General features: G+C 68.2%; 26 protein-coding genes. 20 read left to right on the top strand and 6 right to left on the bottom strand.

What is annotated here, in order from left to right; genetic code table 11:
• The first annotated feature begins 111 nt into the window (after positions 1-111).
• Together ctaD and serB are read left to right on the top strand one after the other, a co-directional pair.
• Positions 112-1,839 (top strand): aa3-type cytochrome oxidase subunit I, encoded by a 1,728-nt coding sequence (gene ctaD / locus G6N28_RS02490; RefSeq protein ID WP_163905758.1) that lies wholly within the window; start codon positions 112-114, stop codon positions 1,837-1,839.
• Positions 1,840-1,908: 69 nt separating this feature from the next.
• Positions 1,909-3,156: a phosphoserine phosphatase SerB gene (gene serB / locus G6N28_RS02485; protein ID WP_163896884.1), complete on the top strand. Its 1,248-nt coding sequence runs from the start codon at positions 1,909-1,911 to the stop codon at positions 3,154-3,156.
• 79 nt (positions 3,157-3,235) lie between these two features.
• Here serB and yczR read toward each other — a convergent pair whose 3' ends face one another.
• A complete protein-coding gene (gene yczR, locus G6N28_RS02480; protein ID WP_163896883.1) occupies positions 3,236-4,678 on the bottom strand; it encodes a MocR-like transcription factor YczR in 1,443 nt (480 codons plus the stop codon).
• 65 nt (positions 4,679-4,743) lie between these two features.
• Between yczR and G6N28_RS26695 the strand changes: the two genes are divergently transcribed.
• On the top strand, positions 4,744-4,899 hold the full coding sequence (locus G6N28_RS26695) for a hypothetical protein (RefSeq protein WP_170307880.1): 156 nt from the start codon (positions 4,744-4,746) through the stop codon (positions 4,897-4,899).
• A gap of 44 nt (positions 4,900-4,943) precedes the next feature.
• Here the strand turns inward: G6N28_RS26695 and G6N28_RS02475 are convergent, their stop codons facing one another.
• On the bottom strand, positions 4,944-5,651 hold the full coding sequence (locus G6N28_RS02475) for a DJ-1/PfpI family protein (protein ID WP_163896882.1): 708 nt from the start codon (positions 5,649-5,651) through the stop codon (positions 4,944-4,946).
• A gap of 127 nt (positions 5,652-5,778) precedes the next feature.
• Between G6N28_RS02475 and G6N28_RS02470 the strand changes: the two genes are divergently transcribed.
• From G6N28_RS02470 to G6N28_RS02435, 8 genes are all read left to right on the top strand, one after another.
• Positions 5,779-6,801: a GlxA family transcriptional regulator gene (locus tag G6N28_RS02470; RefSeq protein WP_163896881.1), complete on the top strand. Its 1,023-nt coding sequence runs from the start codon at positions 5,779-5,781 to the stop codon at positions 6,799-6,801.
• A 77-nt stretch (positions 6,802-6,878) separates the two neighbouring features.
• Entirely contained in the window at positions 6,879-7,415 is a 537-nt protein-coding gene (locus G6N28_RS02465; RefSeq protein ID WP_163896880.1) for a carbonic anhydrase, read from the top strand.
• 89 nt (positions 7,416-7,504) lie between these two features.
• On the top strand, positions 7,505-8,344 hold the full coding sequence (locus G6N28_RS02460; RefSeq protein ID WP_163896879.1) for an ABC transporter ATP-binding protein: 840 nt from the start codon (positions 7,505-7,507) through the stop codon (positions 8,342-8,344).
• Positions 8,341-9,180: an NUDIX hydrolase gene (locus G6N28_RS02455; protein WP_163896878.1), complete on the top strand. Its 840-nt coding sequence runs from the start codon at positions 8,341-8,343 to the stop codon at positions 9,178-9,180. Before G6N28_RS02460 ends, G6N28_RS02455 begins: the two co-directional genes overlap by 4 nt.
• On the top strand, positions 9,177-9,824 hold the full coding sequence (locus G6N28_RS02450) for an enoyl-CoA hydratase (RefSeq protein ID WP_163896877.1): 648 nt from the start codon (positions 9,177-9,179) through the stop codon (positions 9,822-9,824). The genes G6N28_RS02455 and G6N28_RS02450 overlap by 4 nt, the downstream gene beginning before the upstream one ends.
• A 10-nt stretch (positions 9,825-9,834) precedes the next feature.
• Complete coding sequence (locus G6N28_RS02445; protein WP_163896876.1) at positions 9,835-10,833, top strand: class I SAM-dependent methyltransferase; 999 nt, start codon at positions 9,835-9,837, stop codon at positions 10,831-10,833.
• A complete protein-coding gene (locus G6N28_RS02440; RefSeq protein WP_407665005.1) occupies positions 10,791-11,993 on the top strand; it encodes a class I SAM-dependent methyltransferase in 1,203 nt (400 codons plus the stop codon). The genes G6N28_RS02445 and G6N28_RS02440 overlap by 43 nt, the downstream gene beginning before the upstream one ends.
• Before the next feature lie 68 nt (positions 11,994-12,061).
• A complete protein-coding gene (locus G6N28_RS02435) occupies positions 12,062-12,757 on the top strand; it encodes an esterase (protein WP_163896875.1) in 696 nt (231 codons plus the stop codon).
• Here the strand turns inward: G6N28_RS02435 and G6N28_RS02430 are convergent.
• The gene (locus tag G6N28_RS02430; protein ID WP_179962004.1) at positions 12,754-14,040 is read right to left on the bottom strand and encodes a BamB-related PQQ repeat family beta-propellar protein; all 1,287 of its coding nucleotides are present in this window, start codon (positions 14,038-14,040) and stop codon (positions 12,754-12,756) included. The genes G6N28_RS02435 and G6N28_RS02430 overlap by 4 nt on opposite strands.
• Positions 14,041-14,134: 94 nt before the next feature.
• On the opposite strand from G6N28_RS02430, the gene G6N28_RS02425 reads away from it, so the two are divergent.
• Complete coding sequence (locus G6N28_RS02425) at positions 14,135-14,872, top strand: acyltransferase (RefSeq protein ID WP_163896873.1); 738 nt, start codon at positions 14,135-14,137, stop codon at positions 14,870-14,872.
• 105 nt (positions 14,873-14,977) lie between these two features.
• On the opposite strand, the gene G6N28_RS02420 is transcribed toward G6N28_RS02425, so the two are convergent.
• The 3 genes from G6N28_RS02420 to G6N28_RS02410 form a co-directional block, all read right to left on the bottom strand.
• Entirely contained in the window at positions 14,978-16,219 is a 1,242-nt protein-coding gene (locus G6N28_RS02420; protein ID WP_163896872.1) for a glycosyltransferase family 4 protein, read from the bottom strand.
• Positions 16,220-16,337: 118 nt separating this feature from the next.
• Positions 16,338-17,825: a 1,4-alpha-glucan branching protein domain-containing protein gene (locus tag G6N28_RS02415; RefSeq protein ID WP_163905754.1), complete on the bottom strand. Its 1,488-nt coding sequence runs from the start codon at positions 17,823-17,825 to the stop codon at positions 16,338-16,340.
• 32 nt (positions 17,826-17,857) lie between these two features.
• On the bottom strand, positions 17,858-18,628 hold the full coding sequence (locus G6N28_RS02410) for a class I SAM-dependent methyltransferase (RefSeq protein WP_163896871.1): 771 nt from the start codon (positions 18,626-18,628) through the stop codon (positions 17,858-17,860).
• Between the two features lie 196 nt (positions 18,629-18,824).
• Between G6N28_RS02410 and G6N28_RS02405 the strand changes: the two genes are divergently transcribed.
• From G6N28_RS02405 to mnmA, 8 genes are all read left to right on the top strand, one after another.
• A complete protein-coding gene (locus tag G6N28_RS02405) occupies positions 18,825-19,616 on the top strand; it encodes an electron transfer flavoprotein subunit beta/FixA family protein (protein WP_163896870.1) in 792 nt (263 codons plus the stop codon).
• Between the two features lie 30 nt (positions 19,617-19,646).
• The gene (locus tag G6N28_RS02400; RefSeq protein WP_163896869.1) at positions 19,647-20,603 is read left to right on the top strand and encodes an electron transfer flavoprotein subunit alpha/FixB family protein; all 957 of its coding nucleotides are present in this window, start codon (positions 19,647-19,649) and stop codon (positions 20,601-20,603) included.
• Positions 20,604-20,742: 139 nt separating this feature from the next.
• Positions 20,743-21,486, top strand: coding sequence for an SDR family oxidoreductase (locus G6N28_RS02395; RefSeq protein WP_163896868.1), 744 nt, complete (start codon positions 20,743-20,745; stop codon positions 21,484-21,486).
• A 5-nt stretch (positions 21,487-21,491) separates the two neighbouring features.
• Complete coding sequence (locus G6N28_RS02390; RefSeq protein ID WP_163896867.1) at positions 21,492-21,707, top strand: nitroreductase family protein; 216 nt, start codon at positions 21,492-21,494, stop codon at positions 21,705-21,707.
• Positions 21,708-21,803: 96 nt separating this feature from the next.
• On the top strand, positions 21,804-22,628 hold the full coding sequence (locus G6N28_RS02385; protein ID WP_163896866.1) for a GNAT family N-acetyltransferase: 825 nt from the start codon (positions 21,804-21,806) through the stop codon (positions 22,626-22,628).
• Positions 22,625-23,449: a lysophospholipid acyltransferase family protein gene (locus tag G6N28_RS02380; protein ID WP_163896865.1), complete on the top strand. Its 825-nt coding sequence runs from the start codon at positions 22,625-22,627 to the stop codon at positions 23,447-23,449. The genes G6N28_RS02385 and G6N28_RS02380 overlap by 4 nt, the downstream gene beginning before the upstream one ends.
• 47 nt (positions 23,450-23,496) lie before the next feature.
• A complete protein-coding gene (locus G6N28_RS02375) occupies positions 23,497-24,726 on the top strand; it encodes a cysteine desulfurase family protein (RefSeq protein ID WP_163896864.1) in 1,230 nt (409 codons plus the stop codon).
• Positions 24,726-25,793 (top strand): tRNA 2-thiouridine(34) synthase MnmA, encoded by a 1,068-nt coding sequence (gene mnmA, locus G6N28_RS02370; RefSeq protein ID WP_163896863.1) that lies wholly within the window; start codon positions 24,726-24,728, stop codon positions 25,791-25,793. The genes G6N28_RS02375 and mnmA overlap by 1 nt, the downstream gene beginning before the upstream one ends.
• The last annotated feature ends 142 nt before the right edge of the window (positions 25,794-25,935 follow it).

Below are 25,935 nucleotides of genomic sequence, written 5' to 3'. Positions count from 1 at the left end.
CGCGGCATATACGACGGTTTGTAGGACCACCGCGAGTCCCGGCTTTTAGAGAAGCTAGGATTCATCGTTGATGATCGCGGGGATGCCCCGACCAGACGTATGGAGGACCTGTTGGTAGCCGAAGCGCCCCCAATCGGACAACTCGAGGTTCGTCGTCCCTTTCCGGCGCGGCTTGGACCCAAGGGCAACCTGCTCTACAAGCTGATCACGACCACCGATCACAAGCTGATCGGCATCATGTACTGCGTCACCTGCTTCATTTTCTTCTTCATCGGCGGGCTGATGGCGCTGTTCATGCGCACCGAGCTGACGATGCCGGGGCTGCAGTTCCTGTCCAACGAGCAGTTCAACCAGCTGTTCACCATGCACGGCACGGTGATGCTGCTGTTCTACGCCACACCGATCGTGTTCGGGTTCGCCAACCTGGTGCTGCCCCTGCAGATCGGCGCGCCCGACGTGGCGTTCCCGCGGCTCAACGCGTTCTCCTACTGGCTGTTCTTGTTCGGCGGTCTGATCACCATCGCCGGGTTCATCACCCCCGGCGGCGCAGCCGATTTCGGGTGGACGGCGTATGCGCCGCTGTCCAACGCGCTGCACTCGCCGGGCGCGGGCGGTGACCTGTGGATCCTCGGCCTGGGCGTGGCCGGCCTGGGCACCATCCTGGGCGCGGTCAACATGATCACGACGGTGGTGTGCATGCGCGCACCGGGCATGACGATGTTCCGGATGCCGGTGTTCACCTGGAACATCATGGTGACGTCGATCCTGGTGTTGATCGCGTTCCCGCTGCTGACCTCGGCGCTGTTCGCGCTGGCCTACGACCGCCAGCTCGGCGCCCACGTCTACGACCCGGCCAACGGCGGTGTGTTGTTGTATCAGCACCTGTTCTGGTTCTTCGGGCACCCCGAGGTGTACATCATCGCGTTGCCGTTCTTCGGCATCGTCAGCGAGATCTTCCCGGTGTTCAGCCGCAAGCCGATCTTCGGCTACACCACGCTGGTCTACGCCACCATCGGCATCGCCGCCCTGTCGATCGCGGTGTGGGCGCACCACATGTACGCGACGGGCGCGGTGCTGCTGCCGTTCTTCTCGTTCATGACTTTCCTGATCGCGGTGCCGACCGGCATCAAGTTCTTCAACTGGATCGGCACGATGTGGAAGGGTCAGTTGACATTTGAGACGCCGATGCTGTTCTCCATCGGCTTTCTGCTGACGTTCCTGCTCGGCGGCCTGTCCGGGGTGCTGTTGGCCAGCCCGCCGCTGGACTTCCACGTCACCGACACCTATTTCGTGGTGGCGCACTTCCACTACGTGCTGTTCGGCACGATCGTGTTCGCCACCTACGCCGGGATCTACTTCTGGTTCCCCAAGATGACCGGGCGTCTGCTCGACGAGCGGTTGGGCAAGCTGCACTTCTGGCTGACGTTCATCGGCTTTCACACCACGTTCCTGGTGCAGCACTGGCTCGGTGACGAGGGCATGCCGCGGCGCTACGCCGACTACCTGCCCACCGACGGGTTCACCGAACTGAACGTGGTGTCCACGATCGGTGCGTTCATCCTGGGTGTGTCGGTGCTGCCGTTCGCCTGGAACGTGTTCAAGAGCTGGCGCTACGGCGAACCGGTCACCGTGGACGATCCGTGGGGCTACGGCAACTCGCTGGAGTGGGCCACCTCCTGCCCGCCGCCGCGGCACAACTTCACCGAGCTGCCCCGGATCCGTTCGGAACGTCCAGCCTTCGAACTGCACTACCCGCACATGGTCGAGCGGATGCGCGCCGAAGCGCATATCGGACGTACCCATGAACCGGACGCCCGGCTCGCGGACCAATCGAGTTAACCGGCAGCGGCATTCGGCGATGAGCGGGCCGAACCTGTTGCCGCCGGCCGAGTCTCCTGACGAGGGCCCGTGACCGGCCAGGGACGCAACCGCTCGTCGCTGTTGATCACCGTCACCGGACGCGATCAACCGGGCGTCACCTCGGCGTTGTTCGAGGTGCTGTCGCGGCACAACGTGGAGCTGCTCAACGTCGAACAGGTCGTCATCAGGGGCCGGTTGACGCTGGGTGTGCTGGTCGCCGCGCCGACCGACGTCGCCGCAGGGACCCAACTGCGCGACGAGGTGACCGCGGCGATCCACCGCGTCGGCCTGGACGTCACCATCGAACCCAGCGACACCCTGCCGGTGCTGCGCGCACCGTCCACCCACACGATCGTCGTGCTTGGCCGCCCCATCACGGCCGAGGCGTTCGGCGTGGTGGCCCGCGAACTGGCGGCGCTCGGGGTCAACATCGACACCATCCGTGGCGTATCCGACTATCCGGTAACGGGTTTGGAGCTGCGGGTGTCGGTGCCCACGGACGACATCTATCGGCAGCTGCAGACCGCGTTGGCCCGCGTCGCGGTCGCCGAGAAGATCGACATCGCGCTCGAGGACTACAGCCTGTCGCGACGGGCCAAGCGGCTCATCGTCTTCGACGTCGACTCGACGCTGATCCAGGGTGAGGTGATCGAGATGCTGGCCGCCCGTGTCGGTGCGGAGGCAGCGGTCGCCGAGGTCACCGAGGCCGCCATGCGCGGTGAACTCGACTTCGCCGAGTCGCTGCATCGGCGCGTCGCGACGCTGGCCGGTCTGCCCGCCTCGGTGCTCGAGGACGTCGGCGAGCAGATCGAGCTGACCCCCGGCGCGCGAACCACGTTGCGCACCCTGCGCCGCCTCGGCTACCACTGCGGCATAGTGTCCGGCGGCTTCCGCCAGGTCATCGCGCCGCTCGCCCACGAGTTGATGATGGATTTCGTCGCGGCCAACGAACTCGAGATCGTCGACGGCAAGCTGACCGGCCGGGTGGTCGGACCCATCATCGACCGCGCCGGAAAAGCCAAGGCGCTGCGTGATTTCGCGCAGCAGGCCGGGGTGCCGATGGAACAGACGGTGGCCGTGGGTGACGGCGCCAACGACATCGACATGCTGGCGGCCGCGGGGCTGGGCGTGGCGTTCAACGCCAAGCCAATACTGCGGGAGGTCGCCGACGCGTCGCTGAGCTATCCCTACCTGGACACGCTGCTGTTCATCCTCGGCATCACCCGCAGCGAGATCGAGGCTGCCGATGCCCGCGACGGCGTGATGCGCCGCGTCGAGATCCCCGACGACGAGTAGCGGTCCTTTTCGGCGAGCAGACGCGAACACCCCCAATTGAGGGTGAATTAGGGGGTGCTCGCGTCTGCTCGCGGGGAAACTAGACCACCACGGTCGTCGGTTCCGGGGTGGCCGAGCCGGTGACGCTGTACCAGGCGCGGGCCAGCAGTTCGACGGCCGCGCTGAGCTGGTCCTCGGGCAGCGTGTAGGGCACCCGGACGAACCGCTCCAGCGTGCCGTTGACACCGAACCGCGGCCCGGCGGGCAGGTCGAGCCCGAGGCGGGAGGCCGCCGCCGACAGCGCGGTGCTCATCGGCGCGGGCAGCCGCACCCACAGCGACATTCCGCCGGCGCCGCGGCCCGGCTCCCAGTCCGGCAGGTGACGGCGCAGCAGCTGCTGCAGGTGTGCGCGACGGGCGCGCAGAATCTCCCGGCGCCCGGGCAGCAGCTCGTCGTGACGCCGGAGAAGCCTTGCGGCAGCGCACTGTTCGAGAACCGCGGTGCCCATGTCGATGGACGGCCGCAGCGCCGCGATCGTCGCGATGGTGGACCGCTCGGCGCGGATCCAGCCCACCCGCAGCCCGCCCCAGAACGACTTGGACATCGAGCCGACCGTCAACACCAGGTCGCGGCGCGACGTCACCTCCGCGCCCAGCGGGGGAGGAACCGGCTCGTGCAGCCACATGTCCATGATGGATTCGTCGACGATGGTGCGGGTGCGGGTCTCGGCGATGATGCCGGCCAACCGCTTGCGGTCCGGCACCGGCATCGTCAACCCGGTGGGGTTGTGGTTGTCCGGAATCAGGTAGGCCAGGCTCGGTGACAGTTGGTGCAGCGACGCCTGCAGTGCGTCCAGATCCCAACCGTCCTCGGTCATCGCGACCGGGACGGGGCGCGCACCGACGGTCGTGATCGACGTCAGCGCACCGTGATACGTGGGCTGTTCGACCAGCACCCGGTCGCCGGATTGCACGTAGGTGGTGAGGATCAGGTTGATCGCGTGCAGCGCGCCCGTGGTGACCATGATCTCGTCGGGTTCGGTGGGAAGTCCACGGTCGCAATATCTTTCGGCGATGGCTTGGCGCAGCGCGCTGACGCCGATCAGTTCGTGCCCCGGTTCGTGCAGATACGGCGTCACGTCGTGGGTGGCCTCGGCGAACGCCTCGACGACGGCGGCGGCGGGCGCGGACAACGCGGCGGCGGCCAGGCTCACCGAGTGCGGCGCGGCGTCGGCGCGCATGGACGGGGTGAGCGGGAGCGCGGTCGTGCTGCGCGCGCCGCGGCGGGCGTTGAGATAGCCGTCGTCGCGCAACTGGGCGTAGGCGGCGGTGACCGTGGTGCGCGACACCCGCAGCGCCTCGGCCAGCGCGCGTTCACTGGGCAGCCGCGCGCCGACCGGGAGGCGCCCGTCGACGATCAGCAACCGGATGGCATCGGCCAGTCCGCGATATGCGGGTCCACTGTGACTGGATGTGCGCCAGTTGCCCAATTTGCGGGCCAAAAGCCCGGCACTGAGCGCATGTCCCGAGAGTTCGGCGGTCATTTGCAGGCCAGTATGCGCTGACTGGCTATTGAATAGCAAGCCAGTTGATAGGAACCATCGGGGGCATGAGATCGGATTGGACATCACGGTTGGGCCGGCGGCTGAGCATGCTGTTCAGCTGGCAGGGGCCCAGGGGCTGCGTCGACGTCACCGACCGCGACGCCGAACGGATGGCGCGCGAACTGGAGTTGATCCGGTTGCGCTTCCCGCACCACTCCTGAGCGATTTCGGTGCGCGTCGTGCCAGAGGTGTATTGATGGCCGAGTCAACCCGTGCGGCCAACCCCGAGGGCGCGAACCTCAAGGTAGGTGTGCCAGGCGGGCGGTTCGGTCAGCAGTGGAATCGCGACCGCATCCTCGTATGCGAGCACCAGTTCGCGTGCGTCGGATCCGACCTCCCGAATTGTCGTATCGGGTGAGGGCGGGTCCGGGTAATACTCGATCCCCAGTTGCACCAACCGCATCACTTCTTCGCCGGCCAATGCCTTCGTCAACACCAGCGCGGTGTCGATGCTCGCCGACACGCCCGCGCCGGTGACCAGCTTGTCGTCGATCTCATAGCGGGCACCGGTCGGTATCGCACCGTAGGCGCCGATGCGGTCGTACCATCCCCAGTTCGTCGCGACTCGGCGTCCCTCGACCAGGCCGGCAGCGCCAAGGAGACCGACCCCGTTGCAGATCCCGACCGTCCAGGTGGTCGTCGCGTGCAGGGCGGCGAGACGGTCCAGAAACCGGTCGTCGGCGAGAAGCCGCTCGACGCCCGGCCCGCCGGGCACGTAGAGAATGTCGGTCGTTTCGAGATCGTTCAGCGAGCGATAGGCGGCCAGGCCGAGTCGACGCGTGTCAGCGCTGATGAGATCCGGTTCCTCTGCGACGAACTCCACTTGGATGTCGGGGACCCGGGACAGCACCTCGTAGCCGCCTACCACGTCGAGTGCGGTGAAGCCATCAAACAAGATCACGGACAGCTGCATGTGAGTACCTCGCCTTCTGCGGTGTGCCTGCAAGCCTCGGGGAACGCCGGTCGGGAAAACAGTGGCGAGCCAGCCCCATTTCATGGGTGATCTCGCCACAGCCGTCCGTGTGCGTCGAGGTGGGGTTATGGTGCGAAAGGTGTTCGCCCGACGCAGGATCGACGTCCTTGCGTATGAGGGCGCGTACGCGGCCGAGGTGTACGGTCTGGTCGACATTCTGGGCGTCGCAGATTCTGTGCTACGAGTGCAGGGGATAGTCGATCACCGGGTGTTCGATACACGGATCGTCTCCGTCCGCCGCCGTCAGGTCCGGCTCGCCAACGGGACCGTCATCGACGCCGCCGCTCCGCGCTCGAGCCCTGACGTGGTTGTCGTGCCGGGTTTCGGACTCCTCGATGCCGGTGACGTCGCCGACTGGATGACCCGACTCGACGACGAGACCGCCTTTTTACGAAGGCGGAACGACGCAGGGGTCCCGCTGGCCAGTATCTGCGTCGGGACCTTCCTGCTGGCGGAGGCTGGTGCCCTCGATGGCCGCCGAGCGACCACCTCCTGGTTGTTCGCCGCCGAACTCGCCCGCCGCTATCCCGATATCGACGTGCGCGCCACGTCGATGATCGTGGAAGACCCGCCGGTCCTGACGGCCGGGGCGTTCAGCGCAGGCCAGGACTTGGCTCTGCACCTGGTGCGGAACTTCGCCGATGAGCAAACCGCACACGAAACCGCCAGCGTCACCCTCGTCAGTGAGAATCGCGCATCTCAGGCGCCCTATGTCGATGACGACCTGAAGGTGGTTCAGCACGCATCACTCGCCGACGACGTCCGCCGATATCTGCGTCACCATCTGGCCGAGCCCTACGACCTCAATGCCCTCGCCGCCATTTTTCATGTGAGCACAAGAACGTTGTTGCGCCACTTCTCCGAGGCAACCGGAACATCCCCGCAGACCTATCTCCAGCAGGCGCGGGTGCGGTCCGCACGTCGGCTCCTACAGACCTCGCAATTGTCTGTCGGCGAAATCGCCGCTCGTGTCGGATATCTCGACGCAGCGACCTTCCGAAAGCACTTTCTCACGTTCACCGGGGTCACGCCGCTCGCATTCCGCCGCGACGCGCAGGCCGGGCGATGGCGAGATCGCCCCTGGAAGTAGGCATTTTCGCTGCTATTGATGGGGTGGCTCCCACGGTCATGATCGGCACGTCCAGCACCGACCGATGAGGGAGACGAATGAGCTTTGTGACCGAGCTGTCCGGACGAAACGAACAACACGCCGCCACCCACCGGGGCGCCGTCGGCAGACTTGCGCCGACGCGACAGGCGATTTTGATCACGTGTTGTGACCACCGAGTTGACCCCGCCCACGTACTGGGCCTTCAGCTCGACGAAGCGGTCGTGATCAGGAACGCCGGCGGACGGGTCAACGCCGACGTCATACGCACCTTGGCCGCGCTGGCGACCGTTGCGCATATCGAAGCGCTCGAGCTCGAGGTGGAGGTCATCGTCATGCACCACACCGATTGCGGAACGTCCCGATTCACGACGCCCGAACTGGCGCCCTTCGCGGCAGAGTTGTTGGGGGTGGAGGAAAGCGAGGTCGGTGAGCACGGCCTCGACGATCCACGCGAGGCGGTGCGTGTCGACGTGCGACGCCTGAGCCGAGATCCGTTGGTGCCTGCGGGCACGCCGATCTCCGGGCTGGTGTACGACGTCGGTTCCGGGCGGGCCGAGGTGATCGTCACTGCTCGCGGGGAGTGCACCCGGTGACCGAGGTGACTGCTGTCGTGCCTGTGCCGGGGTATGGCCAGCGGTGACCGCATGAGCTGACGCAGCCACCACTTCAATACGATGGTCGGGTGCCAGTCGCCGAGGATGCAGCCGACCCCGACCTGCTGATCGACTTCGCCAATGTCACCCTGCGGCGCGGCGGCCAGGTCCTCGTCGGACCGATCACGTGGTCGGTCGAGCTCGACGAACGCTGGGTGATAGTCGGCCCCAACGGTGCGGGCAAGACGTCGTTGCTGCGCATCGCCGCCGCGATGGAACATCCGTCGTCGGGCACGGCCTATGTGCTCGGTGAGCGGCTCGGCCGCGTCGACACGGTCGAACTGCGGTCGCGCATCGGCCTGAGCAGCTCCGCTCTGGCGCAGCGGGTGCCTGAGGGCGAGCTGGTGCGGGATCTGGTGGTCTCGGCCGGCTACTCGGTGATGGGCCGGTGGCGCGAACGCTACGACGAGGTGGACTACCACCAGGCCGTCGACATCCTGGAGAGCGTGGGGGCCGAGCATCTGGCCGAACGCACCTACGGCACATTGTCGGAGGGCGAGCGCAAACGGGTGCTCATCGCGCGGTCGATGATGACCGACCCCGAGCTGCTGCTGCTCGACGAACCCGCGGCCGGCCTGGATCTGGGCGGCCGCGAGGAACTGGTCGCCCGGCTGGCCGATTTGGCCGCCGATCCGGATGCGCCGGCGCTGGTGCTGGTGACCCACCACGTCGAGGAGATCCCGCCCGGCTTCACGCACTGCCTGATCCTGGCCGAGGGCCAGGAGGTCGCCTCGGGCCTGCTGCCCGACGTGTTGACGGCGGAGAACCTGTCGAAGGCGTTCGGGCAGTCCATCGCCGTCGACGTCATCGACGGGCGTTACTTCGCCCGCCGCACCCGTTCCCGCGCGGCACATAGGAGGCGTGCATGACCGAGCAACCGCTGACGCCGCGGCCCGCCGCCACCGTGATGCTGATCCGCGACAAGGATCCCGGCGGGGGCCGCGGAGTCGAGGTGTTTCTGATGCGGCGGCACTCGGCGATGGAGTTCGTCGGCGGGGTGATGGTGTTTCCCGGCGGCGGGGTCGACGACCGCGACCGCAGCGCCGACATCGCATGGATGGGTCCCGAGCCGTCATGGTGGGCCGAGCGGCTCGGCGTGGACGTCGAGCTGGCCAGGGCGCTGGTGTGCGCGGCCGCGCGCGAGACGTTCGAAGAGTCCGGTGTGCTGTTCGCCGGCGCCGCCGACGACTCCGATGTGCTCGTCGACGATGCGTCGGTGTACCGCGCCGAACGCCAGGCGCTGGTGGACCGTTCGCTGTCGTTCGCCGACTTCCTGCGCACCGAAAAGCTGGTGCTACGCGCGGATCTGCTTCGGCCATGGGCCAACTGGGTGACGCCGAAAGAGGAGCGCACCCGCCGCTACGACACCTACTTCTTCGTCGCGGCACTGCCGCAGGGGCAGCGCGCCGACGGCGAGAACACCGAAGCCGAATCGGCCGGCTGGATCACGCCCGAGGAAGCGCTTCAGGACTTCGCGGATTCCAAGACATTCCTGCTGCCGCCGACGTGGACGCAACTGGACTCGTTGGCGGGCCGGACGGTCGCCGAAGTGCTTGCCGTGGAACGCCAAATCGTGGCGATCGAGCCACATCTGGCCGCCGAGAACGGCAACTGGGAGATCGAGTTCTTCGACAGCGACCGCTACAACGCGGCCCGCAACCACCGCTCCCCCGACAACTACACGCCCGGCGCACCGTTGGCATGAACGAGTTCGTCAGCATCCACACCGGCGATCAGCAGCCCGCCGTCGCCACGCTGCTGCTGTCGCGGCCGCCGACCAACGCGCTGACGCGCCAGATGTACCGCGAGATCGCCGCCGCGGCGGCAGCGCTCGGCCGCCGCGACGACGTGCACGCCGTCGTCGTCTTCGGCGGGCACGAGATCTTCTCGGCGGGCGACGACGTACGAGAGCGCCGGACCCTGAGCCCCGCCGAGGCCGCCGTCGCCGCCGAGCACTGCCGGGCGGCCGTCGACGCGCTGGCCGCCGTGCCCAAACCCACCGTCGCGGCGATCACCGGATACGCGCTCGGCGGCGGGCTCACCCTCGCGCTTGGCGCGGACTGGCGGGTCGCGGGCGACAACGTCAAGTTCGGCGTGCCGGAGATCCTCGCCGGGTTGGTGCCCGCCGGCGGCACGTCGCGGCTGACCCGCGCGGTCGGCGCGAGCAAGGCCAAAGACCTGGTGTTCAGCGGCCGGTTCGTCGACGCCAAGGAGGCGTTGGCGCTCGGCCTGATCGACCAGATGGTGGCGCCCGACGACGTCTACGACGCCGCGGTGGCCTGGGCCGCCCGGTTCGCCGAGTATCCGCCGCAGGTACTGGCTGCGGCCAAGGCCAGCTTCGCCGTCTAGGCTGCCTGCCATGAGCTTCGACGAACCCGGCGCGCGATCCGACGTCGCCGCCGAACCGGCGCCTAATCCGCACGCCACCGCGGAGCAGGTGGAGGCCGCTCGCCACGACTCCAAGCTGGCGCAGGTGCTCTACCACGACTGGGAAGCCGAAAGCTACGACGACAAGTGGTCGATCTCCTATGACAAGCGGTGCGTGGACTACGCGCGCGACCTGTTCGACGCGACGGTGCCCGAGCAGGAGCTGCGCAACCTGCCGTACGACCGCGCGCTCGAACTCGGCTGCGGCAGCGGATTCTTCCTGCTCAACCTGATCCAGGCCGGCGTCGCGCGGCGCGGCTCGGTGACCGATCTGTCCCCCGGCATGGTCAAGGTCGCCACCCGCAACGGCGAGAACCTCGGCCTCGAGATCGACGGCCGGGTCGCCGACGCCGAGGGCATCCCGTACGACGACGACACGTTCGACCTGGTCGTCGGCCACGCGGTGCTGCATCACATCCCCGACGTGGAGCTGTCGCTGCGCGAGGTGATCCGGGTGCTCAAGCCCGGCGGCCGGTTCGTGTTCGCCGGTGAGCCGACCAACGCGGGGGAGAGCTACGCCAGGCCGTTGTCGACGCTGACGTGGCGCGCGGTGACGAACCTGACCAGGCTGCCCGGCCTCGGCGGCTGGCGCCGGCCCCAGGCCGAACTCGACGAGTCCTCGCGCGCCGCGGCGCTGGAGGCGGTCGTCGACCTGCACACCTTCGATCCCAGTGATCTGGAACGGATGGCGCACAACGCCGGGGCTGTCGAGGTATCCAGCACCACAACCGAATTCACTGCCGCCATGCTGGGCTGGCCGCTGCGCACGTTCGAGGCCGCGGTTCCCCCGGGCCGGTTGGGATGGGGCTACGCCAAGTTCGCGTTCAACAGTTGGATCACGTTGAGCTGGGTCGACGACAACATCTGGCGGCGGGTCGTGCCGAAGAGCTGGTTCTACAACGTGATGGTGACCGGGGTCAAACCGTCCTGAAGTTCGACCTCCCGCAGGTCGGCTACCTGCGCAGTGACGCCGGCGCGCAGGCGTTGCGCGAGGTCGGGCGGCTGGCGCTGACCGATTCCACCCTGGTGTCCGACATCGCCTGGGCGCGTGAACGTTTCGGTGAGCACGCCGCGGCGCTGGTGGAGACGACGGTGTTGCGCCGCAAGGCCGCGGCCAAACTGTCCCATGCGGAGGATTGGCTGTTCACCGACGAGGCGTTGCAGCAGGCCACCGCCGAACCGGTGGCGCGCCATCGTGCCCGACGGCTGGTCGGGCAACGGGTGCACGACGCCACCTGTTCGATCGGCACAGAGCTTGCTGCGCTAGCGGATTCAGCCGCCCTCCTGGTCGGCAGCGACATCGATCCGGTCCGGTTGGCGATGGCACACCATAACGTGCCCGATGTCAGTCTGTGCCGCGCCGATGCGCTGCGGCCGATCACCCGCGGTGCCGTCGTGCTGCTCGATCCGGCGCGGCGGCGCGGCGGGCGACGCCGATTCGACCCGCGCGACCACACCCCCGCACTGGATGCGTTGCTCGAGGTGTACCGCGATCATGCCGTTGTCGTAAAATGCGCCCCTGGAATAGATTTCACCGCAGTTCGGCAGCTCGGCTTCGCCGGCGAAATCGAGGTGACCTCCCTGGCGGGCAGTGTGCGGGAGGCCTGTCTGTGGTCGATGAACCTGGCACAGGCCGGGGTCAGTCGGCGTGCCACGATTCTCGACACCGGCGAGCAGATCACCGACGCCGAGCCCGACGACTGTGCGGTAGCGCCGGCGGGCCGGTGGATCGTCGATCCCGACGGTGCCGTCGTGCGCGCGGGCCTGGTGCGGCACTACGCTGCCCGGCACGGGCTGTGGCAACTCGACCGTGCCATCGCCTACCTGTCGGGGGACCGACTGCCCGACGGCGTGCGCGGTTTCGAAGTGCTCGAGCAAATCGACTACAGCGAACGGCGACTGCGCCAGGCACTTTCAGCGCGTGACGTCGGCGCATTGGAAATCCTGGTACGCGGCGTCGACGTGGACCCGGACCGGTTGCGGTCGCGGTTGCGGCTGCGCGGGTCGACCACCGCCTCGGCAATCATCACCCGGCTCGGAAGCGGCCCCGCAAGCCGGGCAACGGTATTCATTTGCCGTCCGTCGCGGTGAGCGGTTACGTACCCTGGTTCTTGACGCGCCGGCGTGGGTGCCGGGGCCGGCTGCAAGGATGTCCGACGATGCGCACACTCTCAATGACTGCTCTGCTGGCAGCGGGTGTCGTCGTCGGCGCCATCGGTTCACCGGTGGCATCGGCGCAGACCGCCTGCCAAGACCTCGGTGGTGTGGTGGACGCCGACCAGGTGTGCCGGGTGCACGCCGAGGGGCCGACCTACCAGCTCGACTTCACGTTCCCCAACGACTATCCGGATCCCGCGCCGGTGGTCGCTTATCTGACCCAGACCCGGGACGGCTTCGTCAACGTCGCGGGAATGCCCGACTCGTACAACCTGCCTTACGAACTGGACGCCACCGGCACCAGCTATCGTTCGGGCCCGCCGGACGCGGGCACCAGGAGCCTGGTGTTCACCGTGTGGCAGAACGTCGGCGGGGTGCAGCCGCAAACCTTCTTCCAGGCGTTCAACTGGGACGTCGGCAAGAAGGCGCCGATCACGTTCGACACCTTGTTCAAACCGGACAGCGATCCGCTCGAGGTGATCTACCCCGAGGTCGACCGGTATCTGCAGAACGAGTACGGCACGGTCGTGCCCGCGTCGCCGGGCGCCGGCAAGGACCCGGCCAACTACCAGCACTTCGCGTTGACCGACGACGCGCTGATCTTCTTCTTCACGCAGGGCTCGTTGCTGCCGGACTCGGCGGGACCGGTGCAGGCGTCGGTGCCGCGTACGGTCGTCGCGCCCATGCTGGCGCTCTAAGCGGGCGCGAACCCGTAGACCATCCCGTCACTGGTCGCGGTGACGACGCGGCGGTCCTTGCCGATCGAGACGCCGACGGGCCACCCGGTGCCCCGAGGCAGCGGGTAGCGGTTGACGGTGTGTCCGTCGGCGGGGTCGAACACCATCAGCGCCAGGCCGTCCTCGCCGTCTCGGACCACGGTGTAGGCCACGTCGGGACCCGCCTGGCTGGCCGTCGACAGCGTGGTGACGTCGTCGCGGGCCCAGCTCACCTCGGCCTTGTCGCCGGCGTCGTTGATGCCGACCAGCTTCGCGCCGGGACCGCCGCCGGCGACGATCAGCCCGTCCGGCGACACCGAGGGCGGCGTCTGCGCTAGGTAATCCAACGGAACCGACCACTTCGGGCTGCCGTCGGCGGAGTTCAGCGCCCACAGCTGCTCGTCGCGGCCGTTGACGTACACAGTCGAGCCGTCCGCGGAGAAGACGGGGCTGGCCAACGGGCCGCCGCCGACGGCGTCGCTGGTCCATTCGCGGGTCAGAAGCGGGGTCTGGTCGGGCCGGTACCGCAACCCGACGAGGATCGGCGCGTCGGCGTCGGGTTCCCACAGGCCCAGCACGATGAGCCCGGGCGTCGGCGTGAATGCCGGCGCGGCGGCCACCGGGCAGCGGGCGCGGGCCGGTTGGCAGTCGGCCAGCCCGCGTTCGGAGTCCTTCGGGTCGATGCCCGCCACCAGGTCCAGCGGCGTTCCCACGACGACGCCCTCGTGGGCGTCGAACACCAGCACCTGGCCGAGGTGGGTGACCACCAGCAGGTGCCCGGGCGCCAGAATCCGGGGTGTGGTCGGCATTCCGATCACGGGCTTGCGCCAGCGGATCCACTGTGTCGGGGGAAAGGACAGGATGGCGCCCGGTTGGCCGATGTAGAGGTTGTCGAACCCGTCCAGCAGCGGGCTGGCGGTGCCGCCGCCCTGCACGAGCCGGGTGCACCAGCGCTGGCGGGCGTTGTTGTCGGCTTCCCACACCATCAGCGAGCAGCCGGCGGGGGTCTGTGCGTTGAGCCCCGAGTAGCCGTCGTTGCCCAGCGCGACCGAGGAGTACAGATCGCCCTTGACCGAGCGGGTCCACTCCAGGCGCAGCGCGTCGGCGCCGGGCGTCGGCGCGTAGCTGCTGTTGCGCGCGTCGCCGTACTGCGCCGGCCAGCCCTCGGCCGGATGTGCCTTCACCCACGAGTCAGTGCTGCCGCACCCGGCCAACGCGGCCGTGATCAGCGTCGTCGACACCAGCACGGTCAGTCGCCGCAACACCGGGTCCTTCCGTTGTGAAGTCCGTGGGGCAGTTCGTGAAGCCCACGTGAGGGTAACCGTTCGGGGCGAACGTGCTGGCGTAGGCTTTGCGGCCATGACGACCATGTGGGGCGCTCCGCTGCACAAGCGCTGGCGGGGGTCGCGGCTGCGAGACCCGCGCCAGGCAAGGTTTTTGACGATGGCGTCGTTGCGGTGGGTGCTGGCCAACCGCGCCTACACCCCGTGGTATCTGGTGCGCTATTGGCGGTTGTTGAAGTTCAAGCTCGCCAACCCTCACATCATCACCCGCGGCATGGTGTTCCTCGGCAAGGGCGTGGAGATCCAGGCCACCCCCGAGCTGTCGACGATGGAGATCGGGCGGTGGGTCCATATCGGCGACAAGAACACGATCCGCTGTCACGAGGGTTCGCTGCGGTTCGGCGACAAGGTGGTGCTCGGCCGCGACAACGTCATCAACACCTACCTCGACATCGAGCTGGGTGATTCGGTGCTGATGGCCGACTGGGTCTACATCTGTGATTTTGACCACAAGATGGACGACATCAACGTGCCGATCAAGGATCAGGGCATCGTCAAGGGCCCGGTGCGCATCGGGCCGGACACCTGGATCGCGACCAAGGTCACCGTGCTGCGCAACACCACGATCGGGCGCGGCTGCGTGCTCGGGTCGCACGCGGTGGTCAAGGGGGAGATCCCGGACTTCTCGATCGCGGTGGGCGCACCCGCCAAGGTGGTCAAGAACCGGCGACTGGCGTGGGAGACCTCGGCGGCCCAGCGCGCCGAGCTGGCCGCGGCGCTGGCCGACATCGAGCGCAAGAAAGCGTCGCGCTAAACCTGCTTGGCGCGTGGGCCCGACGCGCCTTGTGCGCGAGCGTGCGTGTCAGAGGGCGACACGCCGTCATTTCCCGCGAGTTCACGCACACTCGCGGCGGCGGTGTCAGCGGTCGGGGAGCGCGTGCTCGATGATGGGGCGCCTGCGATGTGGTTGGCGCTCAGCGCGTTTGGCCGAAAGGTACACCTGGGCGGTCTCCTCGGCGACCGCGTCCCAGTCGAAATCGGAGGTGAGGCGTTCGCGCGCGGCGACGGCCATCTTCTGCGCGGCCTGCGGGTCGTCGAGCACGGTGCGGACCGCGTTGGCCAGGGCCGCGATGTCCCGCGGGGGATAGGACACCCCCGTCTGGCCGTTGATCACCGCCTCGCCCAGGCCGCCGACGTTGGAGGTCGCCAACGGGGTGCCCGTGGCCGCGGCCTCCAGCGCGACGATGCCGAACGGTTCGTAGTGGCTGGGCAGCACGGCGGCGTCCGCGGTGTGCAGCAGGTTGACCAGGTCGTCGTGGTTGAGGTGGCCGACGAACGATGTGGCCCTGAGTACCTTGTGTTTTCGGGCCTGCTCGACGAGCCACGCCTGCTGGGTCCCGGTGCCGGCGATGGTCAGCGTGGTGCCCGGATGGGTGCGCCTGATGCGGGGCAGCGCCGCGATGGCGTCGTGAATACCCTTCTCGTACTCGAGCCGGCCCAGATACAGCAGCCGCGCCGGGCCTTGGCGCGGCCGTCGAGGCGCGAACGGCCAACGCGCGACGTCGATTCCGTTGCGAATCACCCGGGTTTCGGCCAGCCCCGGACCGAACAGCTCGGTGATCTCGTCGCTCATCGACGCCGAACACGTGATGAGCGAGTCGGATTCGTGCACCAGCCAGGACTCCACCGCGTGCACTTGGCGGCTGATCCGCCCCGACACCCAACCGGAGTGCCTGCCCGCCTCGGTGGCGTGGACGGTGGAAACCAGTGGCACATCGAAGTATTCGGCGAGCGCGATCGCCGGGTGCGCGACCAGCCAGTCGTGTGCGTGAACGACGTCCGGCTTCCAGGGTTCGGTGTCGGTGCCCTTGATGGCCAACCCGGCGCGCACCATCGAATGCCCCATCGCCAGCGTCCAGGCCATCATGTCGCTGCCGAACTCGAACTCGTGCGGGTCCTGTGCGGCGGCGATGACGCGCACACCCTCGCTGACGTCGTCGGTCGTGGGGTGGGTGCTTGGATCGGTGTCGCTGGGACGACGGCTGAGCACGACGACCTCGTGTCCGGCCGCAGCCAGTGCCGTGGCCAGGTGGTGGACGTGGCGGCCGAGGCCGCCGACGACCACCGGCGGGTACTCCCAAGACACCATGAGGACCTTCACGCGATGTCCTCAGTTCGGCGCGTGGGCTCACACGCAAGTAGTGGACGTGCGTGAAGTTCGGCCGATCTACGGCGTGTCGGCCTCGGACACGCACGCTCGCCCACGAAGGAGGGGGTCTTCATCGGGGCAACCGCCTGGCGTCCAGCGCGCCGAAAAGCCCGTCGGCGCGGTTCCATCCCTCGGCCAGCCGCTTGGCGTGCTCGTGCCGGCCCGACGCCACCGCATCGGCGATCTCGCGGGTGGCGTGGGCGTGCAGATGCGCGCGGTAGCGCGCATAGTCGGCGGCCGAATCCTTGCTCACCATGAACGGCCAGTCGCTGGATACGGTCAACAACGTCTCGCGAAGGATCTGATCGGCGACGAAATCACGAGGGCTGGTCTCGCCGAGCGCCTTGTCCACAGTGGACAGCGCGGTGTCGACGACCTCGCTGTTCAACTGGACCAGATCGCTGACCTTCTCACCGGCCCACACATGCCAGTCTTTACCCGAACCCCATGAGCTGGGCGGCAATTCGACGGCCGAACCCACGAAACCGTCGGCGATCGCGTCGGACAGCGTGCCCACCCGCACCCCGGCCTGCGGCAGTGCCCGCAGCACCCGCTGCAGCCACACCGGACCCTCATACCACCAGTGCCCGAACAGCTCGGTGTCGAAAGCGGCGATGACGTGTGCGGGCCTGCCGATCCGTTCGCTCTCCTCGAGGAGCCGACGGCGCACCAGATCGACGAAATCGGCGACGTGGTGGTCGATTGCGCGGTCGGCGCGCTGCGGGTCGTAGGGCGCCTTGTCGTCGGAGGCGACGTGGCGCCCGGTCACCCGCGCGGGCTTCAGACCGGTGGTGTGGTCATAGGTGTGAAAGTCGCGGTATGCCGGGTGGCCGGGATAGCCCGACTTGGGCGACCACACCCGGTAGCTGATCTGTAAATCACGGCCGAATGCGACGACATCCGACCCGGCCACCGGGCGGCCAAGCGCGGTGTCACCGTGCAGCGACGGCCCGTCGACCATGAAATGCCCGACACCTGCTGCGGCATAGTCGTTTTCCATGCCCGGCGCATACGCGCATTCGGGCGCCCAGATGCCGCGCGGGGTGTGCGCGAAGCGCAGCGCGGCGTCGGCGAGACCCTCACGCAACGCGAAGTCGCGCAACCGCGGATGCAGCAGCGGCTGAAACGGGTGCGCCAACGGCCCGCCGAGCAACTCGATGGTTTCGGCGTCGATCAGCTCACGCAGCAGCGGGCTACCACCGTGGGCCCACAGCGTCTCGAAGTCGGTGATCGCCTGTTCGGTTTCGGCCAGCTCGCGAACTCCGAACTGGCGCAACGGTGCTCCGAGCGTCGTCGCCTCCAGGGCGCGCAGCTGCCAATTGGCCAACCAGTGGTGCATGCCGGTGAGGCAGTACGGGTCGTCGAGTTGCGCGGTGACCACCGGTGTCATGCCCAGCGTCACCACGTGACGACGGCCTTCGGCGGCCAGCCCGCGAAGCACACGCATCAGCGGCAGGTAGGCCGCCGACCACGACTGGTAGAGCCACTCCTCGCCGACCGGCCAGCGGCCGTGATGGGCTAGCCACGGCAGATGCGTGTGCAGCACAAGCGTGAACATCCCCGGAGCCGGGGCACCGGCCGGCGACGTACTCACGGCCGCACCGCGATTGCCACCAGGTCGAGGCTGTCGTCGATGTTGCGTTCCGCGGAGTCGATGAGGTCGAAGTCGTCGGTGCGCACCGACGCAACGTCGGCGAGCAGGTCGGTCGGCCAGGGTGTGTCGGCCAACGCGCGGGCGATCTGGGTGTCGATGATCGAACCGCCGTGGCGGGCATCGAGTTCGAGCAGCCGCGGGCCGTGGAAAACCCCGCACATGCGCTCCATCCGAAACCCGGCCGTCGTCAGCAGTTCGGTGAGTTCGGCCGCATTGAGTTCGCGGGTGTGAAACGGGTTGACCGGGGTGTCGCGACCGGGTGAGAACGTGATGCGGTTGGGCGTCGACATCAGCAGGGCGCCGCCGGGGCGCAACACGCGCAGGCACTCGGCGACGAATTGTCCTTGGTCCCAAAGGTGTTCGATCACCTGGAAGTTGACGACCACATCGACCTCGGCGTCGGCGAGGGGCAGCTCGGCCAGGTTGCCATGGCGCATCTCGACCCGGGGATAGCGCGCCCGGACGTGGGCGACCGCCGATTCGTCGTAGTCCAGACCGATTACGCGTCGCGCCACATCGGCGATCAGGTCGGCGCCGTAGCCCTCGCCGCAGCCCGCTTCGAGGACATCTCGGCCCGCGCAGCGCTCGGCCAGCCGCCGGTACACGACCTCATGGCGGCGGAACCAGTAGTTCTCCTCCGGCAGGCCCGGAACCGTGCGTTCCCCGGTGAGGGGCAGGTCTGGACCGCCGGTGACGAATGCGCTCATTGCAAGGCAGGCTAACCCCTATCGGCGCGCAGGCGAACGGTTCAACGCCTACGTGCTGCTAGAACGCAAGCTTCGACCCGCTATTGTGTTCCTGCGAACCACCGTAAGTTACTCGCTAGTAACATGGTGTTTGTTGCTTCAAACGTGGTAATGCAGGCCGGCCGCCCGGTCTCTTCAAGGAGGACGAACCAGACTCATGACGAACATCGTGGTCCTGATCAAACAGGTCCCAGACACATGGTCAGAGCGCAAGCTGACCGATGGTGATTTCACCCTCGACCGTGAGGCCGCCGACGCCGTGCTGGACGAAATCAACGAGCGCGCTGTCGAAGAAGCGCTGCTGATCAAGGAGAAAGAGGGCGGCGAGAGCACTGTGACAGTGCTCACAGCCGGACCCGAGCGCGCCACCGAGGCCATCCGCAAGGCCTTGTCGATGGGTGCCGACAAGGCGGTCCACCTCGTCGACGACGGCATGCACGGCTCCGACATGGTGCAGACCGGGTGGGCGCTGGCCCGCGCGCTGGGCACCATCGAGGGCACCGAGCTCGTCATCGCCGGCAACGAATCCACCGACGGTGTCGGGGGCGCGGTCCCGGCCATCGTGGCCGAGTACCTCGGCCTGCCCCAGCTGACCCACCTGCGCAAGGTGACGGTCGAGGGCGGCAAGGTCGTCGGCGAGCGCGAGACCGATGACGGCGTCTTCACGCTTGAGGCGCCGCTGCCTGCCGTGGTGAGCGTGAACGAGAAGATCAACGAACCGCGCTTCCCCTCCTTCAAGGGCATCATGGCCGCCAAGAAGAAGGAAGTGACCAAGCTGACGCTCGCCGAGATCGGCGTCGAGCCCGACGAGGTCGGTGTCGAGAACGCGGGTTCGAAGGTGCTCTCTTCGACCCCGAAGCCGCCGAAGACGGCCGGCGAGAAGGTCACCGACGAAGGCGACGGCGGCACCAAGATCGCCGAGTACCTGGTTGCTCAAAAAATCATCTAGTCCCGACTTCGGAGAAAGACACAGAAACTCATGGCAGAAGTACTTGTGCTCGTCGAGCACGCCGACGGTGCCCTCAAGAAGGTCACTGCTGAACTGATCACCGCCGCCCGCGCTCTGGGTGAGCCGTCCGCCGTCGTGGTGGGCAAGCCGGGCACCGCCGAGCCGCTCGTCGAGGGGCTCAAAGAGGCCGGCGCGGCCAAGATCTACACGGCCGAGTCCGATGACGCGGAGAGCTACCTCATCACCCCGTACGTGGACGTGTTGGCGTCGCTGGTCGAGTCGGCCAGCCCGGCCGCGGTGCTGTTGGCGGCCACGGCCGACGGCAAGGAGATCGCCGGGCGGCTGGCCGCGCGGACCGGCGCGGGCGTGCTGACCGACGTGGTGGAGGTCAAGGAGGGCGGCAGGGCCGTTCACTCGATCTTCGGTGGCGCCTACACCGTGGAGGCCGAGGCCACCGGTGAGCTCGCGGTCATCACCGTGCGCCCCGGCGCGGTGGAGGCCGCGCCGAGCGCGGGCGCCGGCGAGGTCGTCAGCGTCGAGGTACCCGCCCAGGCCGAGAATGCGACGAAGATCACCAAGCGCGAACCCGCGGTGGCCGGCGACCGTCCGGAGCTCACCGAGGCCACGGTCGTGGTCTCCGGCGGGCGCGGCGTCGGCAGCGCGGAGAACTTCAAGATCGTCGAGGAACTGGCCGACGCGCTCGGCGGCGCCGTCGGTGCTTCCCGCGCCGCCGTCGACTCCGGCTACTACCCGGGTCAGTTCCAGGTGGGCCAGACCGGCAAGACCGTTTCGCCACAGCTCTACATCGCGCTCGGCATCTCCGGTGCCATCCAGCACCGCGCAGGCATGCAGACGTCGAAGACGATCATCGCGGTGAACAAGGACGAGGAGGCGCCGATCTTCGAGATCGCCGACCTGGGCATCGTCGGTGACCTGTTCAAGGTCACCCCGCAGTTGGCCGAGGCGGTCAAGGCCCGCAAGGGATAGCTCGGCCCGACTGGTACGCAACCGCCCCGACGTCTACGTCGGGGCGTTTTGCGTGGATGGCGACTACGGATTTTCAAGGGTGCGACGGACGTCACCTGGTGGGAGCGTGGACTTGCGACCAAAGGAAAGGTGTTCGGAAATGAAGATCACGGTAATCGGCGCAACCGGTCTGATCGGCTCCAAGGTGGTCCCCCTGCTCGAAGCCGCCGGCCACACGGTGGTCTCGGCCTCCCGGCAAAGCGGGCTGGACGTGCTCACCGGCGAAGGTGTCGCCGACGCGCTGCGCGGCGCGGACGTGCTGGTGGACCTGACGAACTCGCCGTCGTTCGAGGACGATGCGGTGAAGCGGTTCTTCACCGACTCGACCACCAACCTGACGAACGGCGCCGCCGAAGCCGGCGTCGGCCACTATGTGGCCTTGTCCATCGTTGGAGCCGACGAGCTGCCCGAGAGCGGCTACATGCGGGCCAAGGTCGTCCAGGAGACGATCCTGCGGGAATCGGGCCTGCCGTACACGATCGTGCGGGCCACGCAGTTCCATGAGTTCGCCGAGTCGATCGCCGATTCGTTGACGATCGACGGCGAGGTGCATGCGCCCGACGGAGCGATCCAGCCGATCGCAGCCGATGACGTCGCCGCCGAGGTGGCCCGTGCGGCCAACGCGCCGGCCCGCAACGGTTTCTGCAACATCGGCGGGCCCGACAAGATGTCGTTCGCCGAGCTGGCAAGGGCGGTGTTGAGCGCCAACGGTGACGATCGGCCCGTCGTCGTTGACCCCAAGGCCACCTACTTCGGCACCCCGGTGGACGACCACAGCCTGGTCACCGGCGACGACGCCGCCATCGCAACCACCAGGTTCGCCGACTGGCTCAGCCACCGTTGACCGCCGTGAGCGGACTCGAAGAGGCGATCAGCCAGCGTCGCTCGACGCGGATGTTCCTCCCGGACAACTTTCCCGACACCCTGCACGCACAGCTGGAGATCCCCGTCGACCTCACTGTGCTCTGCGGGCTGGCCATCGGCTATCCCGATCCGGGTTTCCCGGCCAACCACCTCGACACCCCGCGCAACGCCGTCGGAGACAACGTGATCTTCCGGGAGTGACATTTGACATAGGGGACGACAAGTCGTCATCTAGCGCTCACGGACACGTCACGCACGCGACGCCATCCGGAGATGCAGCGGCGCGACCGTGCAGCCATGAGCACCGCTTCTGTCCTCATACCCGCCGGCCACCCGGGCACCGCGAGCGTGCCCCGCTACACCCTGCTGCTGTCCACCGACGACGCGCTGATCGAGGCCGCGCAGCGCCTGCGGCACGACGTGTTCAGCACCGAGCCGGGCTTCGCGCTCACCACCGCCACCGACGCCGACCGCTTCGACGAGTTCTGTGATCACCTGCTGGTGCGCGACGACGCCTCCGGAGAGCTGGTGGGCTGCTACCGGATGTTGCCTCCCGCAGGGGCGATCGCTGCAAAAGGCCTATACACCGCAACCGAATTCGACGTGCGCGCCCTCGATCCGCTGCGGCCTCACCTGGTGGAGATGGGTCGTGCGGCGGTGCGCGCGGAGCACCGCAACGGCGGTGTCGTGCTGTTGATGTGGGCCGGCATCCTGGCCTATCTGGACCGCTGCGGTTACGACTACGTGACCGGTTGCGTGTCCGTGCCGATCTACGACGCCGACGACCCCGTACCCGGGCGCTCGGTCCGCGGCGTGCGTGATCTCGTGCGGCGCCGTCATGCCGCGCCGGCGCGGTACACCGTGTACCCCCACCGCCCGGTGATCGTCGACGGTAGGCGCCTCGACGACATCGACCCGCCCGAACGCGTGAAAGCGCCCGCGCTGATGCGCGGCTACCTGCGCCTCGGCGCCCAGGTCTGCGGCGACCCCGCCCACGACCCGGACTTCGGGGTGGCCGACTTTCCGGCGCTGCTCGACAAACGCCGCGCCGACACCCATTACCTGCGCAGGCTCCGATCGGTGCAAGCGGCAGCGGTGATGGCCGACGGGATGACGTCGTGACCAGTCCATGGGTGCCCCTGGCGCCGTGCGACGCCGACTGCCTCGGGGCCGGTGCGACGGCGGCTGGTCACCGCCTGGTAACGGCTTGCCGCATCGCCATTCGCGCCTGTTCGGCCCTGACGTTGTTGGCGGCGATCCCGCTGATCCTCACGCCGCTGCCAGCACGTTCCCGCGTCCAGCGCGGGTACTGCCGGCTGATGCTGCGCTGCCTTGGCGTGCGAATCACCGTCTCGGGTGGCCCGATTCGTAATCTGTCCGGCGTGCTGGTGGTCAGCGGGCACGTATCGTGGGTCGACGTCTTCGCGATCGGCGCGGTGGTGCCCGGACGGTTCGTCGCCAAATCGGAGCTGATCAACTGGCCCGGCCTGGGATTGCTGGCCCGGCTGATGAAGGTCATCCCGATCGAGCGGGCCAACCTGCGTGGGCTACCCGACGTCGTCGACGCGGTCGCCGCCCGGTTGCGTGCCGGGCACACCGTCGTCGCGTTTCCCGAGGGCACCACCTGGTGCGGGCTGGCGCACGGCCCGTTCCGGCCCGCGATGTTTCAGGCCGCCATCGACGCCGGCAGGCCGGTTCAGCCGCTGCGGTTGAGCTACCACCACCGTGACGGCCGCCGGTCGACCGCCGCGGCCTACGTCGGCGACGACACGCTGCTGGCCTCCGTCCGGCGGTTGATGACCGCGCAGCGCACGATGGTGCGGGTGCACGTCGCGTCGCTGCAGTTGCCGGGGACCGACCGCCGTGACCTGGCAGGCCGCTGCGAGTGCGCGGTGCGGGGCAACCGGTCCCGCCGCGGGCACGTCCACGCACTGGTGGCCTGACCGCGGGAGCCAGAGCATGCCGGGCCGGCCGCTAGACTTGAACGGTTATGACCTCGCCGACTACGCCGGATGCTCGCCCGAGGGGCTCATCAGGGCCGGTCTACCTCGATCACGCCGCCACCACCCCGATGCACCCCGCTGCCATCGAGGCGATGACGGCTGTGCTGGCGACCGTCGGCAACGCGTCGTCGCTGCACGGCACCGGCCGGGTGGCGCGCCGCCAGATGGAAGAGGCCCGCGAAGCACTGGCCAACCTGCTGGGCGCGCGGCCGTCGGAGGTCATCTTCACCGCGGGCGGCACCGAGAGCGACAACCTGGCGATCAAGGGCATCTACTGGGCTCGCCGTGACGCCGGACCGCGTCGGCGCCGCATCGTCACCACGCCCGTCGAGCATCACGCGGTGCTGGACGCGGTGGAATGGCTCGTCGAGCACGAAGGCGCCGAGGTGACCTGGCTGCCGGTGCAACCGGACGGTTCGGTGACAGCGGCAGCGTTGCGGGATGTGTTGCAGCGCCACGACGATGTCGCGCTGGTGTCTGTCATGTGGGCCAACAACGAGGTCGGCACGATCATGCCGATCGCCGAACTCGCCGCCGTCGCAGCCGAGTTCGAGGTTCCGATGCACAGCGACGCCGTGCAGGCCGTCGGCCAGGTACCCGTCGAGTTCGCATCGAGCGGGCTGTCGGCGATGAGCGTCACCGCACACAAGTTCGGCGGACCCACCGGCGTCGGCGCGCTGCTGCTGCGCCGGGAAACCACATGTGTGCCGCTGCTGCACGGCGGCGGTCAGGAGCGCGATGTCCGTTCGGGCACACCGCACGTGGCCGGTGCAGTGGCGATGGCCGCTGCCGCCAAGGTCGCGGTGGAGGGCCTGGAGGCGCACAGCGCGCGGGTCACCCGACTGCGCGACCGGTTGATCGACGGCGTGCTGTCCAGCATCGACGACGTGCACCTCAACGGTGCCGCGGGAGCGGGGCGGCTACCGGGCAACACCCACTTCACGTTCCGCGGTTGCGAGGGCGACTCGCTGTTGATGCTGTTGGACGCCAAGGGAATCGAGTGCTCGACGGGATCGGCGTGCACCGCCGGGGTGGCGCGGCCGTCGCATGTGCTGATCGCGATGGGCAGTGATCCCGCGGCCGCCAGGGGATCCCTTCGGCTGTCGCTGGGGCACACCAGCACCGAGGCGGACGTCGACGCCGCGCTCGCCGTCCTTCCCGCCGCGGTGAAGCGCGCCCGGCAGGCGGTGCTCGCGAGTTCGGGAGCGGTGGACTGATGCGGGTTCTCGTCGCGATGAGCGGTGGCGTCGATTCCTCGGTCGCTGCGGCCCGGATGGTCGACGCCGGCCACGACGTCGTCGGCGTGCACCTGGCGTTGTCGTCGGCCCCCGGCACGCTCCGCACCGGGTCACGCGGGTGCTGCTCGAAGGAGGACGCCGGGGACGCCCGCCGCGTCGCCGATGTGCTCGATATCCCGTTCTACGTATGGGATTTCGCCGACCGCTTCGCTGACGATGTGATCGACGACTTCGTGTCGTCGTATGCGCGCGGCGAAACACCTAACCCGTGTGTGCGGTGCAACGAGCGAATCAAGTTCTCCGCGTTGGCTGCTCGTGCGCTGGCGCTGGGCTTCGACGCGGTGGCCACCGGCCACTACGCGCGCCTGGCCGAGGGCAGGCTGCGCCGCGCGGTGGACCGTGACAAGGACCAGTCCTACGTGCTCGGCGTGCTGACCGCCGAACAGCTTCGGCACGCGCTGTTCCCGATCGGTGACACGCCCAAAGCCCAGATCCGCGAGGAGGCTGCGCGCCGCGGGCTCGCGGTGGCCGACAAACCCGACAGCCACGACATCTGTTTCATTCCGTCCGGGGACACCCGCGCGTTTCTCGGTGCCCGTATCGGTGTGCGCAGGGGAAACGTGGTCGACCGTGGCGGCACCGTGCTGGCCGAGCACGACGGGGTGCACGGCTTCACGATCGGACAGCGCAAGGGTCTGGGCGTCGCCGGGCCGGGTCCCGACGGCCGGCCACGCTATGTGACCGACATCGATGCCGAAACCGGCACCGTCTACGTCGGTGACGCCGCCGATCTGGACATCTGGACGCTGACCGGCGAATGGCCCGTGTTCACCTGCGGCGTCGCGCCGACCGGGCCGGTGGAGTGCGCGGTGCAGGTGCGCGCGCACGGCGGGGTCGCTGACGGCGTGGCGGAGCTGCGCGACGGGCAGCTGGCGGTCGAGCTACGGGCCCCGCTGCGCGGGGTCGCGCCGGGACAGACCATGGTGCTCTATCGTCCGGACCCGCAGGGAGACGAGGTCATCGGAAGCGCCACGATCTGCCGTTGACATCTGCGGCGGCGGTGGTTCCGCGGCCGGATCGCGGCTACTATAAAAATGAGTTCCATCCGTTAAATATCGGAGCGAAGACCCCGTGGACGACGAAGTTCCTGCTGCGGCGGCGCGACCGCGACGAAATCGGTTGCCGCGC

This window comes from Mycolicibacterium pulveris, assembly GCF_010725725.1.
Taxonomy (GTDB): domain Bacteria; phylum Actinomycetota; class Actinomycetes; order Mycobacteriales; family Mycobacteriaceae; genus Mycobacterium; species Mycobacterium pulveris.
The sequence above is the reverse complement of the archived record's forward strand: the minus strand, read 5'-3'. Positions and strand labels throughout refer to the sequence as shown.